The sequence below is a fragment of the Hymenobacter gelipurpurascens genome (genome assembly GCF_900187375.1).
GTDB classification, from domain to species: Bacteria; Bacteroidota; Bacteroidia; order Cytophagales; family Hymenobacteraceae; genus Hymenobacter; species Hymenobacter gelipurpurascens.
Genome location: NZ_FYEW01000001.1, coordinates 2,441,188 through 2,466,215, shown reverse-complemented (window position 1 = coordinate 2,466,215; position 25,028 = coordinate 2,441,188). Strand labels below are relative to the sequence as shown.

Annotated in this window: 20 protein-coding genes; 10 read left to right on the top strand and 10 right to left on the bottom strand. The window is 58.2% G+C overall.

The window, feature by feature from the left end; all coding sequences use genetic code 11:
- Positions 1 to 153: 153 nt before the first annotated feature.
- From CFT68_RS10420 to lgt, 3 genes are all read left to right on the top strand, one after another.
- Positions 154 to 786, top strand: coding sequence for an RNA polymerase sigma factor (locus tag CFT68_RS10420; RefSeq protein WP_245815341.1), 633 nt, complete (start codon positions 154 to 156; stop codon positions 784 to 786).
- Positions 779 to 1,063, top strand: a complete 285-nt coding sequence (locus CFT68_RS10415) for a hypothetical protein (RefSeq protein WP_088843355.1) — start codon at positions 779 to 781, stop codon at positions 1,061 to 1,063. The genes CFT68_RS10420 and CFT68_RS10415 overlap by 8 nt, the downstream gene beginning before the upstream one ends.
- A 121-nt stretch (positions 1,064 to 1,184) precedes the next feature.
- Positions 1,185 to 2,189, top strand: coding sequence for a prolipoprotein diacylglyceryl transferase (lgt, locus tag CFT68_RS10410; protein ID WP_245815340.1), 1,005 nt, complete (start codon positions 1,185 to 1,187; stop codon positions 2,187 to 2,189).
- Between the two features lie 224 nt (positions 2,190 to 2,413).
- Here lgt and fbaA read toward each other — a convergent pair whose 3' ends face one another.
- The 3 genes from fbaA to yidD all read right to left on the bottom strand — a co-directional run bounded on the left by fbaA (position 2,414) and on the right by yidD (position 4,894).
- Positions 2,414 to 3,502 carry a class II fructose-bisphosphate aldolase gene (fbaA, locus tag CFT68_RS10405; protein ID WP_088843354.1) on the bottom strand — a complete coding sequence of 363 codons (1,089 nt, stop codon included), beginning with the start codon at positions 3,500 to 3,502 and terminating at the stop codon, positions 2,414 to 2,416.
- Between the two features lie 167 nt (positions 3,503 to 3,669).
- A complete protein-coding gene (locus tag CFT68_RS10400; RefSeq protein ID WP_088843353.1) occupies positions 3,670 to 4,551 on the bottom strand; it encodes an SdiA-regulated/phytase-like domain-containing protein in 882 nt (293 codons plus the stop codon).
- Positions 4,552 to 4,672: 121 nt separating this feature from the next.
- Positions 4,673 to 4,894: a membrane protein insertion efficiency factor YidD gene (gene yidD / locus CFT68_RS10395; protein ID WP_088843352.1), complete on the bottom strand. Its 222-nt coding sequence runs from the start codon at positions 4,892 to 4,894 to the stop codon at positions 4,673 to 4,675.
- Positions 4,895 to 5,076: 182 nt separating this feature from the next.
- Here yidD and CFT68_RS10390 point away from each other — a divergent pair, with 182 nt between their 5' ends.
- The 3 genes from CFT68_RS10390 to CFT68_RS10380 all read left to right on the top strand — a co-directional run bounded on the left by CFT68_RS10390 (position 5,077) and on the right by CFT68_RS10380 (position 10,540).
- A complete protein-coding gene (locus tag CFT68_RS10390; protein WP_088843351.1) occupies positions 5,077 to 7,374 on the top strand; it encodes a S46 family peptidase in 2,298 nt (765 codons plus the stop codon).
- A 167-nt stretch (positions 7,375 to 7,541) separates the two neighbouring features.
- On the top strand, positions 7,542 to 8,429 hold the full coding sequence (locus tag CFT68_RS10385; RefSeq protein ID WP_141106514.1) for a PorV/PorQ family protein: 888 nt from the start codon (positions 7,542 to 7,544) through the stop codon (positions 8,427 to 8,429).
- Positions 8,426 to 10,540: a helix-hairpin-helix domain-containing protein gene (locus CFT68_RS10380; protein ID WP_245815339.1), complete on the top strand. Its 2,115-nt coding sequence runs from the start codon at positions 8,426 to 8,428 to the stop codon at positions 10,538 to 10,540. The genes CFT68_RS10385 and CFT68_RS10380 overlap by 4 nt, the downstream gene beginning before the upstream one ends.
- A 135-nt stretch (positions 10,541 to 10,675) precedes the next feature.
- On the opposite strand, the gene CFT68_RS10375 is transcribed toward CFT68_RS10380, so the two are convergent.
- The 5 genes from CFT68_RS10375 to CFT68_RS10360 form a co-directional block, all read right to left on the bottom strand.
- Positions 10,676 to 14,254: a reprolysin-like metallopeptidase gene (locus CFT68_RS10375; RefSeq protein ID WP_088843348.1), complete on the bottom strand. Its 3,579-nt coding sequence runs from the start codon at positions 14,252 to 14,254 to the stop codon at positions 10,676 to 10,678.
- A gap of 287 nt (positions 14,255 to 14,541) precedes the next feature.
- The gene (locus tag CFT68_RS21805) at positions 14,542 to 14,718 is read right to left on the bottom strand and encodes a hypothetical protein (protein ID WP_170934762.1); all 177 of its coding nucleotides are present in this window, start codon (positions 14,716 to 14,718) and stop codon (positions 14,542 to 14,544) included.
- A 37-nt stretch (positions 14,719 to 14,755) separates the two neighbouring features.
- Positions 14,756 to 15,100, bottom strand: coding sequence for a hypothetical protein (locus tag CFT68_RS21955; protein ID WP_212590384.1), 345 nt, complete (start codon positions 15,098 to 15,100; stop codon positions 14,756 to 14,758).
- A gap of 236 nt (positions 15,101 to 15,336) precedes the next feature.
- Positions 15,337 to 15,705, bottom strand: a complete 369-nt coding sequence (locus CFT68_RS10365; protein WP_141106513.1) for a hypothetical protein — start codon at positions 15,703 to 15,705, stop codon at positions 15,337 to 15,339.
- 105 nt (positions 15,706 to 15,810) lie between these two features.
- The gene (locus tag CFT68_RS10360) at positions 15,811 to 16,992 is read right to left on the bottom strand and encodes an MFS transporter (protein WP_088843346.1); all 1,182 of its coding nucleotides are present in this window, start codon (positions 16,990 to 16,992) and stop codon (positions 15,811 to 15,813) included.
- A gap of 182 nt (positions 16,993 to 17,174) precedes the next feature.
- On the opposite strand from CFT68_RS10360, the gene CFT68_RS10355 reads away from it, so the two are divergent.
- The gene (locus tag CFT68_RS10355; protein ID WP_088843345.1) at positions 17,175 to 18,857 is read left to right on the top strand and encodes a catalase; all 1,683 of its coding nucleotides are present in this window, start codon (positions 17,175 to 17,177) and stop codon (positions 18,855 to 18,857) included.
- A gap of 92 nt (positions 18,858 to 18,949) precedes the next feature.
- On the opposite strand, the gene CFT68_RS10350 is transcribed toward CFT68_RS10355, so the two are convergent.
- A complete protein-coding gene (locus tag CFT68_RS10350) occupies positions 18,950 to 20,572 on the bottom strand; it encodes a hypothetical protein (RefSeq protein WP_088843344.1) in 1,623 nt (540 codons plus the stop codon).
- A 241-nt stretch (positions 20,573 to 20,813) separates the two neighbouring features.
- On the opposite strand from CFT68_RS10350, the gene CFT68_RS10345 reads away from it, so the two are divergent.
- The 3 genes from CFT68_RS10345 to CFT68_RS10335 all read left to right on the top strand — a co-directional run bounded on the left by CFT68_RS10345 (position 20,814) and on the right by CFT68_RS10335 (position 23,852).
- A complete protein-coding gene (locus CFT68_RS10345) occupies positions 20,814 to 22,691 on the top strand; it encodes an ABC transporter ATP-binding protein (RefSeq protein ID WP_088843754.1) in 1,878 nt (625 codons plus the stop codon).
- A 19-nt stretch (positions 22,692 to 22,710) separates the two neighbouring features.
- Positions 22,711 to 23,205, top strand: a complete 495-nt coding sequence (locus CFT68_RS10340; RefSeq protein WP_088843343.1) for a GNAT family N-acetyltransferase — start codon at positions 22,711 to 22,713, stop codon at positions 23,203 to 23,205.
- A 65-nt stretch (positions 23,206 to 23,270) separates the two neighbouring features.
- Positions 23,271 to 23,852 (top strand): DUF4136 domain-containing protein, encoded by a 582-nt coding sequence (locus CFT68_RS10335; protein WP_088843342.1) that lies wholly within the window; start codon positions 23,271 to 23,273, stop codon positions 23,850 to 23,852.
- Between the two features lie 146 nt (positions 23,853 to 23,998).
- Here CFT68_RS10335 and CFT68_RS10330 read toward each other — a convergent pair whose 3' ends face one another.
- Positions 23,999 to 24,976 (bottom strand): XdhC family protein, encoded by a 978-nt coding sequence (locus CFT68_RS10330; RefSeq protein WP_212590383.1) that lies wholly within the window; start codon positions 24,974 to 24,976, stop codon positions 23,999 to 24,001.
- Positions 24,977 to 25,028: the final 52 nt, after the last annotated feature.

Genomic DNA, 25,028 nt, shown 5'->3' with positions numbered 1-25,028 from the left:
TGACTGATGATCATATGGATATGAAAAATATGAAATGCTATGCGCAAGTATTCTGCGTTAATTTGGCCTAAGCAGAGGTAACCTCAGTAGTCGCGGGAAAGGACGGGCGCTGAGCAGGTTGTCGTCTCTATCTTTTCAGTTCTCGCTTCACTGGTGTATACACTTTCGCTTCCTGCTGCTCACAGCGTCCTGCCCATTGCACCACAACTTCCTACTTCTGCCGATGCCGAGATGGTGGCACAACTGCAGCAGGGAAGCGAGGAGGCGTTTCGGATGCTGGTAGAACAATATCAGAATCGTATTTTCCGTACCGTATTAGCTCTGCTACGGTCGCCGGAAGATGCCGAAGACGTGGCACAGGAAGTATTTGTGGAAGTCTACCAAACCATTGGCCGGTTTCGGGGTGAGGCTGCACTTAGCACGTGGCTGTATCGGTTGGCTACTTCGCGGGCCCTAAAACACCAGCAGCGAGCCCGAGCCCAGAAGCGGTTTGCCTATTTCACCAGCCTGCTGGGTTTTAACAACCAAGTGTTGCACGAGCCACCAGACTATGCACACCCGCAGGCCCAACTGGAAGGGCAGCAGCAAGTGGAGCTGTTGCGCGCGCATATCGCCCGGTTACCCGGCCAGCAACAGGTGGCCTTTACATTGCGCCACGAGCAGGAATTGAGCTACGAGGAAATTGCAGCGGTCCTCAAAACCACTGTGCCAGCCGTAGAGTCTCTGCTGTTCCGCGCCCGCAAAACCCTTCGCCATCATCTTTCACTGCCTCCGCATCATGCCTGATTCAGCCACACGCCCTACGGCCGACGAAGAATGGGAAAACCTGCTGCACCAATGGCGCACGCAGCCAGATGCCCAACCCCGGCCTTTTTTCTACAGTCGGGTACGCGCCCGGCTCGTGGGTGAGGAAGCAAAGGGGCCCCAACTGCTGCCTCTTTGGCTGCGCTGGCCTAGCTACGCCGTTATGCTGGGCATCATTCTGATGCTTAGCGGCGACGGTGCCGCAGAGCGCTCAGTGGAGCCGGCCAACCACTACCAAGTCTATTCTGAAGGTCGGTAAGCATGTTACCCGCCTGCTGCTAGGCCACTTGCCAAATTCCACGCTTGCCTTCATATAACACTGTAGGCGCAGCTAAAACCGTTTCCGTACTTTCGACCCTATATTCTTCCTCTTTCTGCTTATGAGCTTTTTAAGCACCATACTGAGTGCCATCCTCTGGAGCCCTGATCCGGACATCACTACCATTGGGCCACTAACCTTGCGTTGGTACGGGTTACTATTCATGTCGGGCTTCGTGGTCGGGACGTTTATTCTGTCTCACATATACAAGTCGGAGCGCACTTCGCCGCGGTGGGTTGATGTCATTACCATCTATGTACTAATCGGTACGGTGCTGGGCGCGCGGCTAGGCCACGTGTTCTTCTACGATTGGGCTTCCTACAAAGACCAGCCCTGGGAAATCCTGAAGATCTGGCACGGTGGCCTCGCCAGCCACGGTGCTACCATTGGTATCATCTTCGCGGTGTGGCTGTTTAGCCGCAACAACAAGTTTGATGTGCTCTGGACCCTCGACCGCATTGTGTTGGTAGTAGCCGTGGGTGGCGCCCTCATCCGGATGGGTAACCTGATGAACTCGGAGATTGTAGGCCACCCCACCGACAAGCCCTGGGCCTTCGTATTCCCCCGCGATGTAGAGCACCTGCAGCCCTACAGCCCCGACCAGCCCGTGCCCGCCGGTTCCTACCAAGTGCAGCGCACCCGCCAGGCCGATGGCACCGTAAAAGTAGATGCGCAGCCCGTAGGTACCAGCGTAACGGCCGGCTCCGAAATAGCCGTGCCGCGCCACCCCACCCAGATTTATGAGTCGTTGTTCTGTGTGTTCCTGTTTGTGCTGCTCTATAGCATGTGGAACCGTACCAAGGAGCGCACCCCGCGCGGCCAACTGTTCGGTCTGTTTGTAGTGCTGCTGTTCTCGTTCCGCTTCCTGATCGAATTCCTGAAGGAAGACCAAGTGGCCTTCGAGAAAGGTATGGCGCTGAATATGGGCCAGTGGCTCAGCGTTCCGCTCATTTTCATCGGTCTATATTTCTTCCTGCGTGCCGGCAAGAACCCCAACAATCCCTACGGCTACGCCCCGCGTGACTTAGGCGAGGAAGAAGCCAAAGGAGCCGTTACGACTCGCTAGGCCAGTATCTATCTGCTAGTGATTAACATGGAACGTCATGCTGAGCGCAGTCGAAGCATCTCTACCTCTGGCTAACTCATTGGCCTAGGCCTATACAACGAAGCGGTAGAGATGCTTCGACTGCGCTCAGCATGACGTTCTTTTTTGACGTGCTTTAAATAGACACAAAAAGGCCCCGCGCTCAATTGAGCGCGGGGCCTTTTTTCTATAGAAACCTAGGCCACTTAGGGGCGCTTGCCCACGGCATTGAGGTCTTCGAAAGCCGATTTCAGGCGAGCTACGAAGGTCTTTTCGCCTTCGCGCAGCCACACGCGCGGGTCGTAGTATTTCTTGTTTGGCGAGTCTTCGCCGTTGGGGTTGCCGATCTGGCTCTGCAGGAAGCCTTCGTTCTTCTGATAGTAGTTCTTGATACCATCCCAGAACGCCCACTGCAGGTCAGTGTCAATGTTCATCTTGATGGCGCCGTAGCTGATAGCCTCGCGGATTTCCTCCTGCGAAGAGCCGGAGCCGCCGTGGAACACGAAGTTGATGGGGCGCTCATCCTGCAGGTTGAACTTCTCCTTCACGAAATCCTGCGAGTTCTTCAGGATTACGGGCTGCAGTTTCACGTTGCCGGGCTTGTACACACCGTGCACGTTGCCGAAAGCGGCCGCAATGGTGAAGCGCGGGCTGATTTTGCTCAGCTCCTCGTAGGCGTAGGCCACCTCTGAGGGCTGGGTGTAGAGCTTGCTGGAATCTACATCGGAGTTGTCCACGCCGTCTTCCTCGCCGCCGGTTACGCCCAGCTCAATTTCCAGCGTCATACCCATCTTATCCATCCGCTTCAGGTACTCCTTGCAGATTTCGATGTTCTCCTCAATCGGCTCTTCCGAAAGGTCCAGCATGTGTGAGCTGTACAGGGGCTGGCCGTACTGGGCGAAGTGCTTCTCACCAGCTTCCAGCAAACCGTCAATCCACGGAAGGAGCTTCTTGGCGGCATGGTCGGTGTGCAGAATCACGGGCACGCCATACGCCTCTGCCATCAGGTGTACGTGTTGGGCGCCCGAGATGCCGCCGGCAATGCTGGCCTGCTGCTTATCGTTCGGGAGAGCTTTGCCAGCGAAGAACTGGGCGCCACCATTCGAGAACTGAATGATAACGGGCGAATTCAGCTCGCGAGCCGCTTCCAGCACACCGTTCACGGTGTCGGTGCCGGTTACGTTCACGGCGGGCAGGGCAAAGTGGTTTGCCTTAGCGTATTCGAAGAGCTGCTGCACTTCGTCGCCGTGCAGCACACCGGCGCGTAGGCCAGTAAGAGTGGATTGTTCAGCCATTTGCTGGGGGATGATGACGCGGAGTAGGGGAAGGCCGCGCCGGGTTTCGAATCAGAAGCCAAACTTAGGAAAAGAACAGGGCCTATCCACAGCTTAACACGCAACCGGCCAAAATCGTCCGAGAGCGTGTCTGCCGTGAGTAGGCCCTGCTAGCACTAAAATAGCCTTTAGAACTCGTATTCGTAGAGAGAGCCTTGTTCGCTGCTGATATAGAGCGTGTTGTTGTCGGTGAAAACAGCGCCTTCCGTTTGGCCAGCACCCGCTAAGGATATGCGCTCTGGCGTAGCTTTCAGCAGCTCCGCAAGGTTGGCGCCCTGCAGCACAAACATTTCCTGACGAGCCAGCAACACCAAGCGGCGGCCATCGGGACTTAGTGCGGCGTCCGTTACCTGGCCCGGAATAGCGAGCTTGGTCAGCAGCTTGGCGGTGTAGGAGCCGGGCCTATCGGGTACGGTGTACACCTTGCTGGTGCTTTCCAGAGCCCGATCTTTCGTGAACAGGTAAATTTGGCCGTTGTGCCACAAGGTGGCCTCGCAGTCGAAGTTGCGCTCCTTTTTGCTTGGCGGGAAAGCCTTCTGATCAGGATACTTGAGCCTGATGTCATCAACCTTGTTGGGGGCCTCGGGGCGCAGGCGATGAATCACCAGATTCTGGCGGTCATTGTTGTTGTTGCCCACGTCGCCAATGTAGAGGTTGCCGCTGTTGTCGCGTGTGATGCTTTCCCAGTCGTTGCTCTTGGTCTGCACCGGAATCTCTTCCAGCAGCTTGCCCTTATCATCTACTTTATACAGAATGGGCTGATTGCCGTCGTCGCCGTGGGTGTAGAAGGAACCCGGTTGGCCCGATAGCGCTAGGCCAGAGCTTTCCGGTACTTGGTCGAGCGTGCCGACTTGGTTCATGTTCACGATGTCGGCTTTGGCTTTGGATTTTTTGCCCTTCTTCTTACCAGTTTTTTCCTTCGATTCGGGCTTGTCTTCGGTTCGGGCTTCTGAACAACTGCCGCTCAACAGCGAGCCAGCAAACAAGGCGGCAAAAAATACAACGCGCATAAGAAACTGATGAATGCGTAAAACAAAGCTGCTGTATCCCGGAGGCTACAGCAGCAGCAGAATGCCCATTATACGGATAGAAAGCAGAATGGGTAAGCAGATAAGCTAAACGGTCCGGCTCTTATGGCACAGGGTCATAGCCCTGGCCGCCCCAAGGGTGGCACCGGCCAATGCGCCGCAAGGCCAGCTTCCCACCCTGCCAGGAACCATACTTCTCAATGGCCTGCACTGCGTAGGCGGAGCAAGTAGGCGTATAGCGGCATCTGGCCGGCGTAAGCGGTGAAATCAGGTGGCGGTACACCCACAGCAGGCTCAGCAGAAACTGACGAAACAGGTACGACATATCAGCAAATAACTGCAACCCGCGCCGAAAGATTGCAAGAGGTGGCCTAGCCGGCCAACACAGTAAAGAGAAGGAGGGAAGCTGACCTCTTCGCGCGCTAGGCCACTACCGCATAGAAGGCTTTTTGTAAATTCGCCCACCGGCTGGTCCGGACCATTTTCCTTCCTTAATTCCACCCACTCATGCGCAAAAACCATTGGGCGAAAGTCCTGCTCCTGACGCTGCTATTGCCCCTCGCAGCCCATGCCGATGAAGGCATGTGGCTGCCACTCTTCGTGAAGCGGCTCAACCAGGCCGACATGCAAAAGAAAGGCCTCAAGCTCACAGCCGAAGAAATTTATGACGTCAATAATGCCTCGCTGAAAGATGCGGTAGTGCAGCTCGGCGGCTTTTGCACCGGCGAGTTTGTAAGCAAGCAAGGCCTGCTTCTGACCAATCACCACTGCGGCTACGATGCCCTGCAAACCCACAGCACGCCCCAAAACAACATCCTGCAGAACGGCTTCTTCGCGGCCACCCCGCAGGAGGAAAAGACCAACCCTGGCCTGTTCGTGGATATTCTGGTGCGCATGGAAGACGTGACCGGCAAGGTGCTGGAAGGCATTACGCCCGCCACGCCTGAGCAGGAACGCACGGCTACCGTGCAGAAGCGCCAGAAAGAAATGGCCGATGCTGCCAAGGAAAACGGCCAGTATGTGGCCTACGTGCGCGACATGTTCGGTGGCAACGAGTACTACCTATTCGTGTACCAGCGCTTCGGTGATGTACGCTTGGTAGGCGCGCCACCAGAAGCCGTGGGCAAGTTTGGCGGCGACACCGACAACTGGATGTGGCCCCGCCACACCGGCGACTTCTCGATGTTCCGCGTCTACGCCGATAAAAACAACAAGCCTACCGCCCAGCCTCAGGCTGATAACGTGCCCTACGTGCCCAAGAAGCATCTGCCCGTGAGCCTGCAAGGCGTGAGCGAAGGCGACTTCGCGATGGTGTTCGGTTTCCCCGGCCGTACCCAGCGTTTTCTGCCTGCCGCTGGCCTACAGCTCACGCTCGACCAGACCAACCCCGCCCGCATCAAGCTGCGCGATACGCGCCTCAAGCTTTGGAAAGAAGACATGGACCAGGATGCCGCGCTGCGCCTGAAGTATGCCTCCAAGTACGCCGGCATTGCCAACTATTGGAAGTATTTCATCGGCCAAAATGAAGGCATGAAGCGTCTGAAAACCGTGCAGGCCAAGCAGGCCGAGGAAAACTCCCTGATGCAGTGGATTGCCCAGGACCAGGGCCGCGCCCAACAGTACGGCGAGGCCCTGAACACCATCAACCAGGCCTACGCCGGCATCCGGCAGTACAACCTGAGCACGCAGTACGTGAACGAAGCGGCTTTCGGCACCGAAATCGTGACGCTGGCCGCCCGCATGATGCCGCTCTACAGCACCCTGAAAGCTACGCCCACCGACAAGGCTGCCATCAGCAAAGCCGTAGCCGACCTGAAAGAGCCCGTAGCCGAGTACTTCAAGGACTACAGCGCCCCTACCGACAAGAAAGTGTTTGCCGCGCTCATGGGCCTCTACATGCAGGATGTACCCAAAGACCAGCAGCCCGACGTGTTCCAGACGGTGCAGAAGCAGTACGGCGGCTCCATGCAGAAGTATGCCGACTACGTGTTCAGCAACTCCTTCCTGACCTCGGAGGCCAAAGTGAATGCCTTCCTGAACAACCCCACGCTGGCGAAGCTAGAGGTTGATCCTGGCTTCAAGACGTACCAGTCGGTGTACACGGACTACGTGCAGAACATTCTGCCGAAGGTGCAGGGCTTGAATGCTGGTCTAGGCCGCGCCAACCGCCAATACGTGGCGGCGTTGCGCGAGAAGAACAGCCAGAAAGTGTATTCGCCCGATGCCAACTCTACCATCCGGTTGAGCTACGGTACCGTGCGCCCCTACAAAGGCCGCGACGCGGTGGCCTACGACTACAAAACCACCGCCCAGGGTATCCTGGAAAAGGAAGACGCCACCAACCCCGAGTTTGTGGTGCCCAAGAAAGAGCTGGAACTGCTGAAGATGAAGGATTACGGCCGCTTCGCCGATAAGCAGGGCAACCTGCCCGTGGCATTCATCACCGACAACGACATCACGGGCGGCAACTCCGGCTCACCCGTTATCAATGGCCGCGGCGAGCTGATCGGCATTGCCTTTGATGGCAACTGGGAGGCCATGACCGGCGACCTGGCCTACGACCCCGAGCTGAAGCGCTGCATCAACGTGGATATCCGCTACGTGCTCTGGTGTATCGAGAAGCTGGGCGGTGCCAAGAGCCTCGTGGATGAAATGACCATCGTCAACAACGGCCCAAACCCCGGCGTAGGCCCGGCCGCCGCTGCCTCTACCGTGGACATGAGCGACGTGGAAAAGATGAAGGTAAAAACCGACAAAGGCGGCAAAACCAAAATCAAGCGCAAGAAAGACGCCGCCATGCTGTAGCACTGGCCTAGGCCTATTTCTTAAACAGTAAAGCCCCGACAACCCTTCGTTGTCGGGGCTTTTTCAAATGTGCTGGCCTAAAGACTTGGTAGGTTGTAGAATACTAGATAATTTTAAGTTGAAAAGTTGATTATAGCTCATTATAGATGGTGAAATTATACTTATTGATGAGTTTGCTCTTGGGAGCAGGCCTAGGAAAAGTACACGCACAAAGCAGTGGCCCCGAAGGTTGGGGCGCCCGCGCCGCGGCCCTGGGCCGCATCAGCACCGTACTGGAAAACGATGTTTGGGCGGCTTCTGGCAACGTAGCGGCGCTGGGTGGCCTGACCCGACCCACCGTCGGTTTTGGCGCTGCGAATAGGTTTTTGCTGCCCTCTCTGAACACGGCTTCGGTAAGCGCCGCAGTGCCGCTAGGCCACCGTCTGGCAACTGCCGGCACTGCAGTAGGTGTGCCGGCTGGTGTAGCCGCCGCTGAGGCTCCGCGCTATGGAGTAGTAGGCGTTACGGCGCAGCGGTTTGGCGGCAAGCTGTACTCGGAGCAGGCGGTGGGAGTGGCCTATGGCTACCAGTTGGGCACGGTGCGGGTAGGAGGGAAGGTGGAAATACTGCAAGTGAGTCTGGAAGGATTGGGGAGCCGCCGCACAGTAGCTGCCTCGCTTGGTGGGCAAGCTGATATCATTCCGCGCAAACTCACCTTTGGCGCCACGCTCTACAACCTCAACCAAGCTCGGCTGGCGCCTTATCAGGATGAGCGCGTGCCCACGGTGCTGCGTGCCGGGCTGGGGTGGCGTGCCTCCGATAAAGTGCTGGTATTGGTTGAAACTGAGAAGGACGTGGAGCAGGACGCCGACTTCCGGGCCGGGCTGGAGTACCGCCCACTGCCGGTGCTGGCTTTGCGAGGTGGCCTAGCCGCCCTCACGCATCAAACCACGGGCGGCGTGGGCTTTCGTAGTGGCGCACTTCAGCTGGATTATGCCGGTGCCTGGCACCAGGCACTGGGCCTGAGCCAGCAGGTGAGTGTGGCCTACGTATGGGAAAAGCCTGCGCAACCATGAGGCCTTTTTATATGGCATGTCTGGCTGTAGGCCTGTTATGGGTGGCAGCCAGGCCACTTCAAGCGCAGGAATTCCAGCGGCCCGCTGTGCCCGACCTCGACCGGCTGACTCAGGAGCTGTTTGCCGAAATCCAGAGCGACCAGGTACCCTACGAGGACCTCTACGAAACGCTGCTGCAGTACTACCAGACGCCTCTCAACCTCAATACCGCTACCCGCGAGGAGTTGCGGGGCTTGCTGTTGCTTTCCGAAACGCAGATAACCCACCTGCTGGAGCACCGCCAGCGCAATGGCAACCTGCTGAGCCTCTATGAGCTGCAGAGCATAGAGGGCTTCGATCTGCGCTCCATCTACCGCGTGTCGCCCTTCGTGGCCGTGCACACCACCGACCCCAACGCCACGCGCGGACCGCTGTGGCAGCGCATCCGCCAAGAAGACAACAACGCCTTGTTTCTGCGTTATGAGCGCGGCCTGCAAGCCCGGCGCGGCTACGCTGCCCCCGATACTGTGCGTGGTGGCCGGCCCGCCACGCGCTATCTGGGCTCCCCAGACAAATTGCTGGTGCGCTACCGCGTGAGCCGCACACGGGATTTCAGCCTGGGCTTTACGGCCGAAAAAGATGCGGGCGAGCAGGTGGCTTGGAGTCCGGCTACGCGGCGTTATGGCCTCGATTTTTACTCCGGGCATTTCCTGCTGCAGGAACGTGGCCGGCTCAAAACCCTGGCCCTCGGCGACTATCAGCTGCAATTTGGCCAAGGCTTGCTGCTGTCGTCTGGCCTATCTGTGGGCAAAGGAGCCGAAACGATAACCACGTTGCGCCGCAGCTCGGTGGGGGTGCGACCTTATTCTTCGGTGCTGGAAAGCACGTTTTTCCGCGGCGCGGCGGCCACCGCGGCCATCAGCCCAACGGTGCAGGTTACGGGGTTCATTTCGCGCAAGCGGGTAGATGCCAACCTGGCGCAGCAACAGGATTCGTTGGCCGAGTTTGATGAAGCGGCTTCCAGTCTGCAACTGACGGGCTTTCATCGCACGGCTTCTGAGCTGGCCAACCGCCAGGCTCTGCGCGAGACGGTGGCTGGCGGAAACCTCAGTTACGCCAGCTCCGGCGGCGACCTGGCCCTGGGCCTCACCGCCGTAAACACCCTCTACGGTACACCGTTGCAGCGCCGGGCCGAGCCGTATAATGCCTTCGAGTTTCAGGGGAAGTATAACCTGGCCCTGAGCGCCCATTACAGCTACGTGTGGCGCAATGTGCTGCTCTTCGGCGAAACGGCACGCAGCAGTAGCGGTGGCCTGGGCACCGTGAACGGCCTGCTGGCCAGCCTCGCCCCCAACCTGGATGCGTCGGCGCTATACCGCTCCTATGCCCGCAACTTTCATACGCTTTATGGCAACGCTATGAGCGAAAACACGCGCAACATCAACGAAAGCGGCCTGTATTTGGGCTTGAAATTCAGGCCCGTTTCCCGGTGGGAGGTGTCGGCGTATTATGATCAGTTTCGCTTTCCCTGGCTGAAGTACCAGGTTGGAGCGCCTTCGCAGGGGCACGATTGGCTGGTGCGCGTCACGTTCAGCCCCACCAAAACCAGCTTGCTGTATGCCCAGCTGCGGCAGCGCACCAAGCCCTACGATGCCGATACCCTGCGCCTGGTACCGCTGCCCGTGCCCACTCAGCGGCGGAGCCTGCTGCTGTTCTACGATGCCAGCCCGCTGCCCATCATCAGCCTGCGAACCCGCGTGCAGGGCACCCAATACCGCGAAGACCAGGGCCCGCGCCGCCAGGGCTACGTGCTGGCCCAGGATGTGACGATCCATCCGCATCGAAAGCTGCGCCTCAGTGGCCGCTACGCCCTTTTTGATACCGATGATTATGACACGCGCCAGTATGTGTTTGAGCAGGATGTGCTGTATGCTTTCTCTGTGCCGGTGCTGGCTGGCCGGGGCACCAGAGCGTATCTATTGGCCCAGGTTGATGTAAACCGCCACCTCACTTTATGGGTGCGCTACGCCGAAACCTACTACCGCCATCAGCAAACCATCGGGAGTGGCCTAGAGCAGATTGACGGGCCCCGTCGTTCCGAGATAAAAGCGCAAGCCCGCTACCGGTTTTAACAAGGTCATCACTTTGAATATGACGCAGGTTTCAGCGGCTCACGCCATGCGTACTGAAGCCGGATAAAGGCAAAAAACAGACACGGCGCCTCCTGTGCGAAAGGCGCCGTGTCTCTAGGCCAGTAGGCCACTGCTTTACTGCTTCAGCAGGCGTACCACCGTTGAGCCCTTGGGCATATCCAGGTGCAGCGTATAGAGGCCTGTGCTTAGGCCGCTTAAATCAACCTTTTGCTGAATTGCTGCAGCTCCTTTGTTCAGGGTTTGGCTGGAAACCGTGCGGCCCAGCGCATCCGTCACCCGAAGTGTAATAGATCCCTGCTGGGCATTATCAATCTTAACCTCGAACACACCGCTGCTGGGGTTTGGGAAAACCTCAGTGCCTTGCAGTAGACCAGCATTTCGGACGGCGGTAATGGTAGAAACGGTCTGGCAGCTCACGTTGCTGTAGTCGGAGTTGCCGCTGCTGTTGATGGCGCGCACGCGGTAGCAGTACTGGCTGTTGGCACTCACCCGATCCGTGTAAAAAGAGATGTTGGGCCCCACAGTGGCAATCCTGTCGAAGGTGCCGCCGTTGGCAGAGCGCTCCACTTCAAACCCGGTTTCGGTGGTGGAGCCATCCAGCCAGATCAGGTCAATATTCGCGGCGTTATTGAAGAGAACTGGTGCCAGCGTGGTGAGAGAGGTGGGCGCTACGGGTGGCTCGGCCAGGGTACAAAGTTCCAGCGCCCAGCCCGTGAGGGTGCCGTCGTTGCCGGTCACGTTGTCGGAAATGGTCAGTATCCAGTTACCATTGGCGGGTCCGTTCAGCAGCGGCCCGAGCGAATTAGCCGGCCGGACGGTACCGCCACTGACGAGCGGACAAGTGAGAGCCGTAGCGGCAGCTTCATCAAAGGAGAGATTCAGGTTGGCTGTACCCGCGCACAAGCCCGAAAACAGCACTACGCGGGTACCGGCGGGGTTGGTTAGGGATATTTCCAGCTCGCCAACGTTGGGATGTGCGATAGTTACGTTACGAATCCGGATGGCTGAAACGCGTTCTGAGCTAATTACATTGATAGCCGACGTAACGCTAGCCGTGCTGGTGGCCGAAAGAGCAACCGGAACTTGCGAGGCCACAAATGTCTGGCAGACTTGCGTGCCCGTCTGGAACATGGTCGTGACCGAATAAGGGGCTGGTCCACAGATGCTCACGCCCCGCACCCGCACATAATAGGTGGTGTTCGGTAGCAGTTCACTGCCCGCGGTTACGGAGCTGCCTGTTACGCCGGTAAGGTTGATAACCAGGTTAGTAAAACCGGCATCGGTGGCTACCTGAACATCATAGGAGGCAGCATTTGCCACGGTAGTCCAGGAGAATAGCGGCCGTAGCGTGGTACGGGTGCCGGCACCCGGAGCCGTGATGAGGGCAGTCTGGGTGGCCGCCGGTAATACGGTAAAGCGAATCTGTTGGCTCTGGGTAATGCCCCCACTTGTGCCTGTGAGCGTGCTCGTGTAGGTGCCCGCCGGAGTGGCTGAGCTGGTATTGATGGTGTACGTGGTGGCGCTGCCTACGGCAACGGTAGAGCTGCCAAACGAGATGGTAACTCCGGCCGGCAAATTGGTGGCCCCCAAAGTGGCGGTGCCGTTAAAGCCCTGCAGTGCCCCAACCGTAAGCGCCTGGCTGCCGGAGCTGGTGCCGGGGCAAAGCGAGGGAATAGTAGTAATGGCCCCTGGGTTCAGGAAAAAGGCAGGCCCGGCAGGCACCTGAATCGTGAAATTCTGGTCTGAAATATCAAAAAAGATTCCGCCCGAAGCCTGCACCCGAATACGGGCCGAGCTGGAGTTGCCCACACTGGCCGGTATCGTTACAGTCTCGGCGCCATCGTTGGGGGTGTTGGCCAGCAGCGTGGTCGGGTAAGTGAGGCCACCATCGGTAGAAAGCAGAATATCTACCGCCGCCGCATTGATGGGCGCGGCCGTAGTATTCGCCACTTCCCAGCTCACTTGGTGAGGCGCCGTGGCCAGCCAGGTGGTGGGCGTGTTGGGCAGCGTCACGACAAAAGGACCGGCCGTTGGGACCACCACCACGTTCATCGAGTCGTAATCGACTCCGCCGCCGCCTGCGCGGTTGTCGCGGGCCACCAGCCGGAAAACCAGGCGCCGGCCATACGTAGGCAGCAGTTCGCCCACCGTACGCGTGTTGTTGACCAAATCACTCAGGCGAGGAAAAGTGCGCGACGGAACAAGAGAAGGCAGAAACTCCCGAAAGATGGGGGCATTGCCGGAGGGAGCATTGACGGCACCGCCGGGCCCAAGGTTGAACTGCTCCCAGGCGTAGGTAAGGGCATCACCGTTAGCATCGGTGGCCGAGCCGGTGAGCACAAAGGGTGTGCTGATAGGAATGGCATAGTTGCGGCCGGCATCTACCGCGGGAGGCGTGTTGCCGGTGCTGGTATTCACAGAGCAGTTGCCGGCTCCCGTAATGTGCGCCAGAATCTGATCAATACTGCGCGAATGAAAGTAGGGGTCGGAAACGGGCTGGATGTTGTCGCTGCCACAGATACCGGCGTAGGCCATGATGGTGTTACCGGAGCCGGGCTCGTAGGCCGAGCTAGGAGCCCGGGTTCCGCCGCCACAGCTGCCAGATACGCTATTGAAGGTGTGGTCGGCACCAAACTGATGACCCATTTCGTGGGCTACGTAATCAATATCGAATGCGTCGTTCACGGGGGCACTCAGGCCCGTTACGCCGCGCGCTTTGCCCGAAATACATACCGCTGGGCGTTGCGCAATGCCACCTCCGCCCGTACTGAATACGTGCCCAATATCGTAGTTGGTATTGCCGATGCGGGCGTCCAGCGTGGCCTGGTTCTGGTTGAGCATGGCCTCCCCGTCGTTGTTCGTGTAGGGGTCGGTGGCAGGGTCCAGAAAGATGATGTCCTCGGTTTGGGCCACCAGCACCATCCGTACCGCTAGCTCCTTTTCGTAAATGCCGTTTACGCGGTTCATGGAAGCAACCATGGCGGCCAGTGCACCGGCTTTGGTGCCCCCATGAAAAGCGGCATACTCACCGGTGCAGGCCAGGGCCAGGCGATACGTCCGCAGGGTAGCGCCGTTGGCAAGAGTCGTCTGGTTGGCACTTGGGGCGGCCACAACGCCCATCTCTTTGGCGCTAGGTGTAGCGCATACAAACGGGAAAGCTCCGCGGTTCATGGCCCGGCGCTCAAACACCAGGTGCGTATCCTGGCCTAGGCCAGTAGGGTCTATGTAAACGGTTTTGTCGGAAGCCAGAATCATGGCGTGAAAGCCAGCGGGGCTCACATCGAGGCGGGCGGTGGCCGTTGGGTCATCAACACCCTGCGCCATGTAGGTCCGGATGGTGGTGTAGCGGGCCGCCAGGGCCGGCGCCAGCACGGGCACCTGCACCACCCGAAAGCGCTGAGAGGTGCCATCGGGCAGCGGTAGGGAAACCACCGTGGCCGAAGCACGGGCGGCCATAATTTTCTCCGTAGGGGCAGTGGCCAGCACCTCTCGCACGGCAGGCAGCTGGAAACTCACGGCCCGGTATTGCGATAAGGGTTGCGTGGCTGGCCGAGCAGCCGCGGAAACCTGCGCATCAGCCCAAAGCACTCGTTGGGCCGATGCGCCGAATGGTAACCCAATGGCTGCCAGTAATAAGCTGCCGGCAAGCGTAGGTTTCCCAGCCCGCCGGAGCAGAGTAGATAGTATATCCATAAAAATCGGAGGCAGAGAATCGGAGGTGTAGGCAGCTGGCAGACTGCTAGCCTAAGGTAAGGACTTTTGCCTGCACCCTCGCCCCGACTCTACGGAGGTGCCTTTCCTACAGATGGTTGCCAGTGTTTAGTAGACGGCTAGCCCTATCTGCACCTGGAAAAGGAGCTTTCTACCAGAAAAACTGTAGGCCACCCTCACTCCTGAAATGGGAGCAGAGGTGGCCTATAGCGGCTTTATTCTCTGGAAGCAAGTCATCGGGCATGGCGGCCTAAACCAACCGCTACCGGTTAGCTTTCCGTCTTGACGAGTACTACCTGTGCTTTATCGGCTGCACTGATTTTACGTCGAAATTCTGCGTAGCCTGGGTACTCAGTGCGGGCAAAACGCGTGCGCGGCATGAGCAGATGCCGTCGGGCAGGGCCGCAATCATCAGTAGATAGAATATCATTAACAAAAACGGTCATATTTACATAGTCAGGTTCGTTTTTGTTAATAATCTACTTAATATGGGTAAGTGGTGGTCGACCGTTTGGGTACATAAGTCTTATTGTTATTACTATTTATGTAATACTGTCCACCACGGGAGCCAGTCTGGACATTTTTTCCCGAACCATAATTGTAGGCATCTTGACTATAGTCACGTGCTTTATATCCGGTTGAACCTGAATATGGATTAGTATTCCCCTGTGTTGAGTAATTATCTGTGTTGGTAGAATTTCGAGTGGATTTGTAATGGCCTTCCACATAAGTGCCATTACTCTTTGTGTAGCCGCTCTGATAAACTTGAGCATTGCTTAATGTTACAGCCCCTAAAAGAACAGCAAGAGTGAATAGTGTTTTTTTCATGTTAAGATTATTATATGAATTTGATAGCAAAGTGAGAAGAAACGTTGATTAAACACATTTTCAAGAGCAGATACTTGTAATAGATTTATTGATTAAATGCGTTGTATTCACTTTATGAGATAGTTAAGTGATTTGTTAGAATTTAATGCCATTGCAGGATTCGATCCTGTACCTAGCTTTAGGCATGTTTAATAGCTGTGCTTACTCTGTTGGAACAACTTTCCTCATTCCCATTTCTAGAGGAGATTGTAGGTGAAGCCTTTGAGGTTGGTTAGTCGCTCGGCCTTGCCATCCTTTGTGTACAGCTGAACCCGGACGGTGGCATACTCATAGCCCGCTTTCTGGTGAATTTTGAGGCGGGCGGTGCGCTCGAATACCACCTGAAAGGCCCCATTGCCGCCTATCATTTTGGTGGTGCCGTAGTCGCAGAGGTATTCCGCGGGAGTGGCCGTGCTATCGGTGCCGGCGGGAGAAGCTTCAAAATCAGCTTTCGTTACGGTGCCAATCTTGATGGGGGCTGGCGGTGCTTTATCAGCCAGCACGGGCCAGGAAAGCAATATGCACAGGCTGAGCGCCCAAAGTCGGCGGATAGCAGATAATAACATGTGAAATAGGATAAAAGAAGGGGTTAGGCCTCTTCCGGAAGGGCACAGATAAGTAATCCAGCTTAAAGTTGCAGTAAAATATGCTGGCTGCCAAATAGAGCCTTGCTAGGCTACTGCGGGCTTTTCGCGTACATATAGCCACAGGTACCCAAAGGCTGAAAGAACGCTGGCGGCACTGAGCAAATGAGCGTATGGCAAATGGGAGGAAATATTGGAATAAATCCAGCCAGAGAGCAAGGCGCCCAGCCCGATACCGGCTTCCAGCGCGATATACATAGTGGCTACCGCCCGGCCGCGCCGCTCCGGGTGGCTCAGGTCAATCGTCCAGGCGTATAGGGTAGGGGAGTTGAGGCCCGTCGCCAGTCCAAACAGCACGGCTGAGGAGAGAAATACCAGCGGCGTGCTGGCCACGGCCAATAGACCTAGCGAAACCGCCAGCAGCCCCGCCGACCACCGCAGCACGGGCACCCGGCCATAGGTATCGGAAGCACGGCCTGCCACCAGGCGCACGAGCAGAGAGGCAATCGTGAAGCAGGTGAAAAACAGGCCTTTGTTCTCGATGCCCAACAAGCGGCTTTGGTCCGGAATTAGGGTGAGCACGGCCCCATACGGAAACATGCACAGCAGCGTCACGAGGGCCGGGGCCAGCACGCGGGGCTCCAGTACTTCGTTCCAGTTCAGGCGTAGCAAGCTCCAGCTAAATTTCTCGCGTTGGGCCTGGGGCAGTGTTTCCGTCATGGTGCCCTGTACGGCCAGGCTCATAAGGGCCATGCCTGAGGAGCAGTAGAACATAGTGTTCAGCGAGAAGTGCTGGGCCAATAGGCCACCCAGGGCCGGGCCTGCCGCCATACCCAAGGAGCCAGCTACGCCCAAGAGGCCCATGGCCTCGCCGCGCCGCTCCACCGGAATGATATCGGCAATGAAGGCGGCCGTGCCCGTAGGCTTGAAGCCGGTGCTGAAGCCGTGTAGCAGGCGCAGCAGCAAAAAACCCGTTACGGTGGTGGCCCAGGGGTAAAAGAACCCACAGATGAAGCACACCAAGGAGCCGAACACCATCACCGGAATGCGGCCTACGGTGTCGGCTAGTTTGCCACTGAAAGGCCTGGAGAGGCCTGCTGTGAGGGTGAATAGCGCAATGATGAAGCCTTTGTAGTCGGCGCCGCCAAGGCGGGTGAGGTGGTCGGGCAGTTCTGGCAGGAGCATATTGAAGCTCATGAAGAACAGAAACGACGATAAGCACATCAGCCAGAAGCCGATAGTATACGTAGTAGAACGGAAAGCGGGCATGAGCTACACAATGGCGAACAGACCCCAAAGGTAGAACGCTCCGCCGGCTCACCTTGAAAAAGCCGGGCCTTGTGTCCTAAGCCCGCGGCAGGAACCCAAAATTTTGTAGGCCACTAAAGGAACGCGCTATTAGCCTAGCGGGTAGATTAGGGAAGCTATTTCAACTTTCAATTCTGATACGTATGAGTCAAGAACCAGAAAAGCACAACGGCTCCAATGGCCACGCCAGCAACGGCAATGGCACTGGAACGGCCGTAACGGGCGCAGGTACCTCTGAGGACCCGCGCACCGCAGCCGGCGAGAATCCGCAGACCCTGACCACCCGCCAGGGCCACCCTCTGACCAACAACCAGAACCTGCGCACCGTGGGCAACCGCGGCCCCGCTACGCTGGAAAACTATCAGTTCCTGGAAAAAATCAGCCACTTCGACCGGGAGCGGGTGCCGGAGCGCGTGGTGCACGCCCGCGGTGCCGGGGCACACGGTGTGTTTGAGGCCTATGGCAAAGTGGGCAACGAGCCCATCGAGAAGTACACCCGCGCCAAGCTGTTCAACAAAGCTGGCAAGCAGACGCCCGTATTCGTGCGCTTCAGCACCGTAGGCCACGGCGGCCACTCGCCGGAAACGCTGCGCGACCCACGCGGCTTCGCGGTGAAGTTCTATACCGAAGATGGCAACTGGGACTTGGTGGGCAACAACCTGAAGGTGTTTTTCATCCGGGACGCGATGAAGTTCCCAGATCTGATTCACTCGCAGAAGCCCGATCCGGTGCACAATCGCCAGACCGGTGAGCGAATTTTCGACTTTATCTCCAATACGCCGGAGGCCATGCATATGGTGTCGTTCCTGTTTTCGCCTTGGGGCATTCCGGCCAACTACCGCCAAATGCAAGGCTCAGGCGTGAACACCTATAAGTGGGTGAATGCGGCTGGCGAAGCTGTGCTGGTGAAGTACCATTGGGAGCCGCTGCAGGGCATTAAAAACCTCACGGCGCAGGAGGCGGAAGCCATTCAGGCCAAGAACTTCAACCACGCCACCCAAGACTTGTTCGAGCACATTGCCAAAGGCGAATTCCCGGAGTGGGAGCTGCGCGTGCAGATTATGTCTGATGACGAACACCCCGAGCTGGACTTCGACCCGTTGGATGATACCAAAATCTGGCCCGAAGATCAGTTCCCGCATCTGCCAGTAGGCAAGATGACGCTCAATAAAAACCCCGAAAACTACTTCGCCGAGGTAGAGCAATCGGCGTTTGGTACGGGTGTGCTGGTAGATGGCCTCGATTTCTCCGACGATAAGATGCTGCAGGGGCGCACGTTCTCCTACTCTGATACGCAGCGCTACAGGGTGGGCACCAACTACCTGCAGCTGCCCATCAACGCGCCCAAAAAGCACGTGGCCACCAATCAGCGCGACGGCCAGATGGCCTACCACGTTGATTCGGCGCCGGGCCAGAACAACCACGTAAACTACGAGCCGAGCAGCCTCAACGGGCTGAAGGAAGCCCCCCGCACGGCCCCCGACCATACACCCCAGTACACGGGCCGCTTGCTGCGCGAAACCATTGACCGCACCAATAACTTCAAGCAAGCCGGCGAGCGGTACCGTCTGCATGAAGACTGGGAGCGGAACGACCTCATCAACAATATGGTGGGCGCCCTGGCCGATGCCAATCATAAGGTAAGCGACAAGATGGTGGAGCTCTGCACCAACTGTGACCCTGACTGGGGCCGCCGCCTCGCCGAGGGCCTGCAAGCAGCCCGCGCCGGAAAAACGGCGGAGGGTGGCAATCAGTACAATGAAAGCCAAGGCTCAAAGGCCGTAGCCGAAGCAGAGGCTATAGCGCACGACGCTAAGCCTTATTAACTACTGATATTGCCCAACAAAAAAGGCTCCTACCGCGGTAGGAGCCTTTTTTGTTGTTGCTATTGAATGCCCATTGCAGCAGAACAGATACATTAAGGAGTAGTGGGCGAGGACTGGCCTAGCGTATCCGTGGGCTCCGTTGGGGTTTCCTGGGGAGAGGTTTCTGCTGAGTCGGGTAGTGCGGGAGTGGCTTCTGAGGCGGCAGGCGGCGTGGGGCGCTCCTCGGCTGGCGTTTCGGTAGGCACTACTATGGTATCGGGCATGATGTCCTCGATGGTGGGGGCTACAGCTTCCGATTCATCTACGTCGGCCTCCTTCTGGTACTCGGGCCGGGCTGCGCGAGGTTTCTCGGTGGCCGGAGCATCTGTTAGTTTGCCTGACCACCGCACAATGCCCCACGCTGCCAAGCCTATGCAGAGCAGAATGCCTGCCACCAGAGCTACCCGTGGCATCTGGAACCGTACTGCCTGGAGGCCCCGTAGCCCATGAGAGCCCGCCGTAGGAGCTTTGGGGGCAGTAGCCGCCGCTGCAGAAGCTGCCGGGGCAACCGTCCGAGATGGCGCGGCGGCGGGCTTGGCGGCGCTGGGGCCCGGTACTGGCCTAGGCCTAATTACGGTAGGTGTGGCCGGAGCTGGAGTGGGCAGCGCGGCCTCTGCGGTTGGCGGCCGCTGCTGCATTTGCTCTATCAACTGGCCTAGCTGCTGAATGCGGGCGTCCAGCTCCCGGTTGCGCGCCTCCGACTCAGCACGTGATGCCCGAATGGCTTCTTCCAGGGCGGCTTTCTCCTGGCTCTCCGTTTGCAGGCGGGCGCGTAGCTCAGCGGCTTCGGCCGCGGCGGTAGGCGCCTGCGCCAGCTGGGCCCGGAGCTGGGCAATGCTTTGCTCGCGCTCGGCCTCACGGGCTTCCATGGTTTGGCGCTGGGTATTAAGCTCGTCGCGGACCTGTTGGCTGAGCTGTTCTAGGCGGTGCATTTCCTGTTGGCTGGCCGCTACAGCCTCGGCTGGCGAGCCGTAGGGCGCATCGTGCGGAATGTCTTCGGCGCCCAGCCAAAGCCACAGCTGACGGGCCTTCTGCTCCCAGTAACCACCGGCAGGCGCAGCTTCAGGTTCTGCTTCAGCTGGCGCACTGGCGGCAATACTGGCCGTGAGGTCGTTGGCCCAGGGGATGAGGGCTTCTTCCGTCAGGTTGATTTCTGAGTGGCCTAGCTGCCGTAAGCGCCGCGGAAGCTGGCCTACATCGCCGCTCAAGAGCTGGAAGTTTTCGGCGCCCGGCTGGCGGCGCAGATATGTTTCTACTCCCGGCCCAAACTGCACGGCCTGGGCAAACAGCACCGCACCAGTAATATGCTCGGGTAGTAATTGATGAGGAGCCAGCTCCCCACTGAGCCAGGTGGCTAATGCTTCCTGCTGGTGCAGAAACTGCTCGAAAGGGTTGGCCGCGTGCTCATCGCCGTGCAACGTGTAGGAGCCCAGCTGCCAGGCCGCATCGGGTTGAGTAGAAATATCTAGTAGGCCACCCTGCGGCACAAATAACAATACCGTAACGCTGTGCGGCCGGATCACTACGGCATCCATGACTTCGCCTTCTACCTCAAAATTGCCGAGCAGAATGGTGGGTGTGGCACTGGTATCGGCTTGCAAAACAGCGCGCACGGCCTCGTACTGGGCCTGGCGGGCCGAATCAGCAAAAGCAGTAAATAGAAAGCTGTGGAGCATAACCGCAAGCAGAGGTAGGAGGTGGAGCGAAGCAAAAAAGCTTCTTGATAAAAGAATAACGCAGGTATACGCAGGCAGGTGCCTTTCTGCCCATGGCTAGGCCAGTACAGGCGGCATCCAATACCAAAAGGCCGTTTTCTGCCGCATTATACAACATAGCTTGAGGACTTTATACGAGCCCGGCAACCTGCCAAAACGGCTGTCGGTGCACTTCGGCGCGAAGTATGTCGTACTGTGGCATATGGCTCGTTCCGATTCTTTCTTTTCTACTATATCCGCCAAAAAGCCGCGCCCCGATGGCAAGCCGGCGCTTTCCGTACAGGAGCGGTTTTCGGCTCTCAAGAACCTACCGGAATTTCTGCGCCTGGTATGGCATACCAGCCCGGCCCTCACGATGGGCAACATAGGCCTACGCCTGCTGCGGGCGGCCCTGCCCGTGGCCATGCTCTATGTAGGCCAGTTGATTCTGGATGCCGTGGTGCAGCTCAGCCGCCAGCCGGCTCCCGAGCGCGTGCTCACGCCCGTGTTGCTGCTGGTAGCGCTGGAGTTTGGCCTGGCCATTCTTTCTGATGCGCTGGGCCGCGGCGTAGCGCTGCTGGATTCTCTGCTTGGCGACCTGTTCGCTAACCAAACCTCCGTGCGCCTCATGCAACACGCCGCTGAGCTAGACCTGGACCAGTTTGAGGACAGCACCTTCTACGATAAGCTGGAGCGGGCACGTCGCCAGACGCTTTCCCGCACCGTACTCATGGCCCAGGTGCTCAGTCAGGCCCAGGATTTCATCACGATGACGTTTCTGGCCGTAGGCTTGGTGGCTTTCAATCCGTGGCTGCTGCTGCTTCTGTTAGTGGCCGTGGTGCCGGCGTTCCTGGGCGAGTCGCACTTCAATGAGCGCAGCTACTCGCTGGTGCATGGCTGGACGCCCGAGCGGCGCGAGCTGGACTACCTGCGCCAGACTGGTGCTTCCGACGAGACAGCTAAGGAGGTCAAGATTTTCGGCCTGTCAGGCTTCCTCATTGATCGGTTCCGAACGCTGTCCGACGACTTTTACCAGAAAAACAAAGACCTCGTGATTCGGCGGGCCGGGTGGGGCACATTCTTCGCGGCAGTGGGCGCAGCTGGCTACTACGGGGCCTACGTGTACATTATAAGCCAAGCCGTGTACGGGCATGTGAGTATAGGCCAGCTCACCTTTCTGGCGGGCTCCTTCGCTCGGATGCGGGGCTTACTGGAGGGAATTCTAAGCCGGTTTAGCTCCGTGGCCGAAGGGGCGCTGTACCTGCAGGATTTCTTCGATTTTTTCCACCTGCAGCCCCGCATTCGGCGTGGCGATGCCAGCACCGTACGACCTTTTCCGCATCCTATCCGGCTGGGCTTTACTTTCGAGAATGTGGGGTTCAAGTATCGCAACGCCGAAAAATGGGCCTTACGCAACCTCAACTTTACATTGCAGGCTGGCGAGAAACTTGCGCTGGTAGGCGAAAATGGAGCCGGCAAGACTACGCTCGTGAAGCTACTTTCCCGCCTCTACGACCCCTCGGAAGGCCGCATTCTGCTGGATGGCTACGACCTGCGCGAGTATGACCCCGCCGAGCTGCGCCAGGAAATAGGTGTGATTTTTCAGGACTTCGTGCGTTTCCAGCTGCCGGCGGGCCAGAACTTGGCTGTGGGCCGCATCGAGCAGAAAGACAACCAGCCGCGCATCGAGCAGGCGGCCTCCCAGAGCCTCGCCGACTCTGTTATTGCCAAGCTGCCCCAGGGCTACGACCAGATGATTGGCCGCCGCTTCAATGGCGGCGTAGACCTGAGCGGCGGCGAGTGGCAGAAAATTGCGCTGGGCCGCGCCTACATGCGCGACGCCCAACTCTTAATTCTGGATGAGCCCACCGCCGCCCTCGACGCCCGCGCTGAGTATGAAGTGTTCCAACGCTTCAACGACCTGACCAAGGGCAAAACCGCCGTGCTCATCTCGCACCGCTTCAGCACCGTGCGCATGGCCAACCGCATTCTGGTGATTGAAAACGGGCAATTTGTGGAAATCGGGAGCCACGAGGAACTGCTGGCCAAAGGTGGGCGCTACGCCGAACTGTTCCAGCTGCAGGCGGCCGGGTATCGCTAATCGGCCGTATGTTGCAGGCATGTCTGCAACGTTTCGTTTCCTGCCCAATCTGCCCTCTGATGGCCCTGAGTGGCAGCGCCTGTTGGTGTTGCTTGCTACCGTTTTTTCTACTACTCCGGAAGAGCAAGCTGCCGAGCTGCGCTACCAGCAGGCCCGTGGGCCAGTGCACGTGTGGTTGGCAGAGGCAGGCGGCCAATTGGTGGGTTGTAAGTTGGGCTATGAGCGCAAGCCGGGCCATTATTACAGCTGGCTGGGCGGAGTAGAATCTGATTTTCGGGGGCAGGGCATAGCGGCGGAACTCATGCGCCGACAACATGCTTGGTGCCAGCAGCAGGCCTACCGTCGCATCCGGACGCAGACCTACAACCAGTGGCGCGCCATGCTGATTCTGAACCTGCACCACGGCTACGATGTAGTAGGCACCCTGCAGGGCGCGCATGGTCTGGTTATCGTACTGGAAAAAGTGCTGGCCAACCCCGAAACTGCTGAGGCACAAAGTTATGCTAGCAAATAGTAGTTGATAATTGGGGATGATCGGCGTATCTTAGGCAGGGTTGAACTTGCTACTTTTTCTCGCCTATGAAACCGTTTCTACTCCTGCTGGTAGGCCTCTGTGCGGCCTTATCTGGCTGCCTGATGTCGAGGGAGGCTCGCGTAGAGTCTGACTATAGCTTTGCCGGCCAGTTTCGGCGCTACCGTACGTATGAGTTTGTGACGGGTGAGGGCATCACTTCCGATACCAGTAAGCTGGGCGAAGCAGTGCGAGACGCCATCCGTACCCGGATGAAAGTGCAGGGGTACCGCCCTGCCCGCCGCCGGCCCGACCTGCTGGTAAACTTCCGGCTGTTTGAGGGCAGCATGCGCTTTCGGGGCTATCAGCAACCAGAGTTTTCGCGATGGGTAAAAACGGGCTATGCCGAGGGCGAGGACACGCCCGCTGATCAGCGCCAAGGCTATAGCCCCGTCCGAATGCTGCTGCTGGATGGTACTCTACTGGTTACGCTGATTGATAACGAAACCAACCGGGCCGTTTGGAACGGCTACGCTTCCGGCGTTACGGTACCGAACGGCCCCCAGGGCGAGGTAATCCTGCGCCGCTCCGTCCGCTCCATCTTCGACCAGTACCACGTCTTCACGGAAGGCTATCTGGAGCAGAACTGACTTTGAGTGTGCTAACAACCCTACTTGCACGTCCTCCTGAGCGCAGCGAAGGATCTTGTTACGCCTACACGACTGGCCTAGCGCCTCGTAATATCGTAACAAGTTCCTTCGCTGCGCTCAGGAGGACGTGCTGATTTATTTCTATCTCAACGATTCCGCACCTGAATTAGCTCTGCCGCAATGCTGATGGCAATTTCCTCTGGTGTGCGGCTATGAATGGGTAGGCCTATAGGAGCCGAAATACGTGCCAAGCTTTCCTCTGAAACCCCTTCGGCCCGCAACGTGCTCAGCAGTTCCGCAATTTTGGCCTGGCTGCCGAGCACGCCCAAGTAGCGCACAGAGTGGCCTAGCAGCTGGCGCAGCACCACTAAATCGGAGCGGTAGCCAACGGTCATGATGAGCACGTATTCATCGGGGCCTTCCGGAATTTCAGCCGTTATATTCTCGTAGGCCACGGTGCGCTTGTGATGCGGAAACGGGTTGGCCAGCAGCGTAGGCAGGTCCGGCCGATCGTCGAGCACCGTTAGTTCAAAATCTAGCGCGGCCAGCACCCGGCACAGCGCCAAGCTTACGTGCCCGGCCCCGATGATGGTGGCGCGCGAAGCAAATCCCAGGCGCTCCTGGTACTGCCACTGCTCGCCAGCCTGAAAACCAAAGCGCGGGGCGCTTGATGGTACATCCTGCACCTGTAGGCCACCTTCCGCCGAGAACACCAGTAGGCCACTGGTGTTCTGTGTCAGGGCTTCTGTGCAGGCTAGCACAGCGGGCAAATCCGATAAACTCAATGGGAAAAGCAGCACCCACTGCTCGCCGGAGCAGATCATGCCGGAGCGGTCAGCGGGAGAGTCTTTCCGATGAATCTGCTGGCGCAGGAGTGGCCTAGGGCTCCGTTCGGGCAGGCGTGTGCGGGCCAGCTCCACGAACTTGTGCTCCATCACGCCGCCGCCAATAGAGCCCGCCGAGCTATCGGCCGTCACGCTCATTTTAAAGCCCTGGCGGCCGGGGCTGCTGCCTTCGCTGGCCAGCACACACAACAGCGCCACCGGCACCCCCGCCTGCAGGCTAGCGGCCGCGTGCTGCCAGACGGGCAAGTCGCGCGGGGTAGCGGGGGAAGCGTAGGGCACAGGAATACTCACGGATGGCAAAACAGATGGAAGAAACAAAGTGGCCTAGGCC

What these genes read in the sequence shown, in the direction of transcription:
- CFT68_RS10415 (WP_088843355.1), top strand. Translation starts at nt 779, where the DNA reads ATGCCTGATTCAGCCACACGCCCTACGGCCGACGAAGAATGGGAAAAC.
- lgt (WP_245815340.1), top strand. Translation starts at nt 1,185, where the DNA reads ATGAGCTTTTTAAGCACCATACTGAGTGCCATCCTCTGGAGCCCTGAT.
- fbaA (WP_088843354.1), bottom strand. Translation starts at nt 3,502, where the DNA reads ATGGCTGAACAATCCACTCTTACTGGCCTACGCGCCGGTGTGCTGCAC.
- CFT68_RS10400 (WP_088843353.1), bottom strand. Translation starts at nt 4,551, where the DNA reads ATGCGCGTTGTATTTTTTGCCGCCTTGTTTGCTGGCTCGCTGTTGAGC.
- yidD (WP_088843352.1), bottom strand. Translation starts at nt 4,894, where the DNA reads ATGTCGTACCTGTTTCGTCAGTTTCTGCTGAGCCTGCTGTGGGTGTAC.
- CFT68_RS10390 (WP_088843351.1), top strand. Translation starts at nt 5,077, where the DNA reads ATGCGCAAAAACCATTGGGCGAAAGTCCTGCTCCTGACGCTGCTATTG.
- CFT68_RS10385 (WP_141106514.1), top strand. Translation starts at nt 7,542, where the DNA reads ATGAGTTTGCTCTTGGGAGCAGGCCTAGGAAAAGTACACGCACAAAGC.
- CFT68_RS10380 (WP_245815339.1), top strand. Translation starts at nt 8,426, where the DNA reads ATGAGGCCTTTTTATATGGCATGTCTGGCTGTAGGCCTGTTATGGGTG.
- CFT68_RS10375 (WP_088843348.1), bottom strand. Translation starts at nt 14,254, where the DNA reads ATGGATATACTATCTACTCTGCTCCGGCGGGCTGGGAAACCTACGCTT.
- CFT68_RS21805 (WP_170934762.1), bottom strand. Translation starts at nt 14,718, where the DNA reads ATGACCGTTTTTGTTAATGATATTCTATCTACTGATGATTGCGGCCCT.
- CFT68_RS21955 (WP_212590384.1), bottom strand. Translation starts at nt 15,100, where the DNA reads ATGAAAAAAACACTATTCACTCTTGCTGTTCTTTTAGGGGCTGTAACA.
- CFT68_RS10365 (WP_141106513.1), bottom strand. Translation starts at nt 15,705, where the DNA reads ATGTTATTATCTGCTATCCGCCGACTTTGGGCGCTCAGCCTGTGCATA.
- CFT68_RS10360 (WP_088843346.1), bottom strand. Translation starts at nt 16,992, where the DNA reads ATGCCCGCTTTCCGTTCTACTACGTATACTATCGGCTTCTGGCTGATG.
- CFT68_RS10355 (WP_088843345.1), top strand. Translation starts at nt 17,175, where the DNA reads ATGAGTCAAGAACCAGAAAAGCACAACGGCTCCAATGGCCACGCCAGC.
- CFT68_RS10350 (WP_088843344.1), bottom strand. Translation starts at nt 20,572, where the DNA reads ATGCTCCACAGCTTTCTATTTACTGCTTTTGCTGATTCGGCCCGCCAG.
- CFT68_RS10345 (WP_088843754.1), top strand. Translation starts at nt 20,814, where the DNA reads ATGGCTCGTTCCGATTCTTTCTTTTCTACTATATCCGCCAAAAAGCCG.
- CFT68_RS10340 (WP_088843343.1), top strand. Translation starts at nt 22,711, where the DNA reads ATGTCTGCAACGTTTCGTTTCCTGCCCAATCTGCCCTCTGATGGCCCT.
- CFT68_RS10335 (WP_088843342.1), top strand. Translation starts at nt 23,271, where the DNA reads ATGAAACCGTTTCTACTCCTGCTGGTAGGCCTCTGTGCGGCCTTATCT.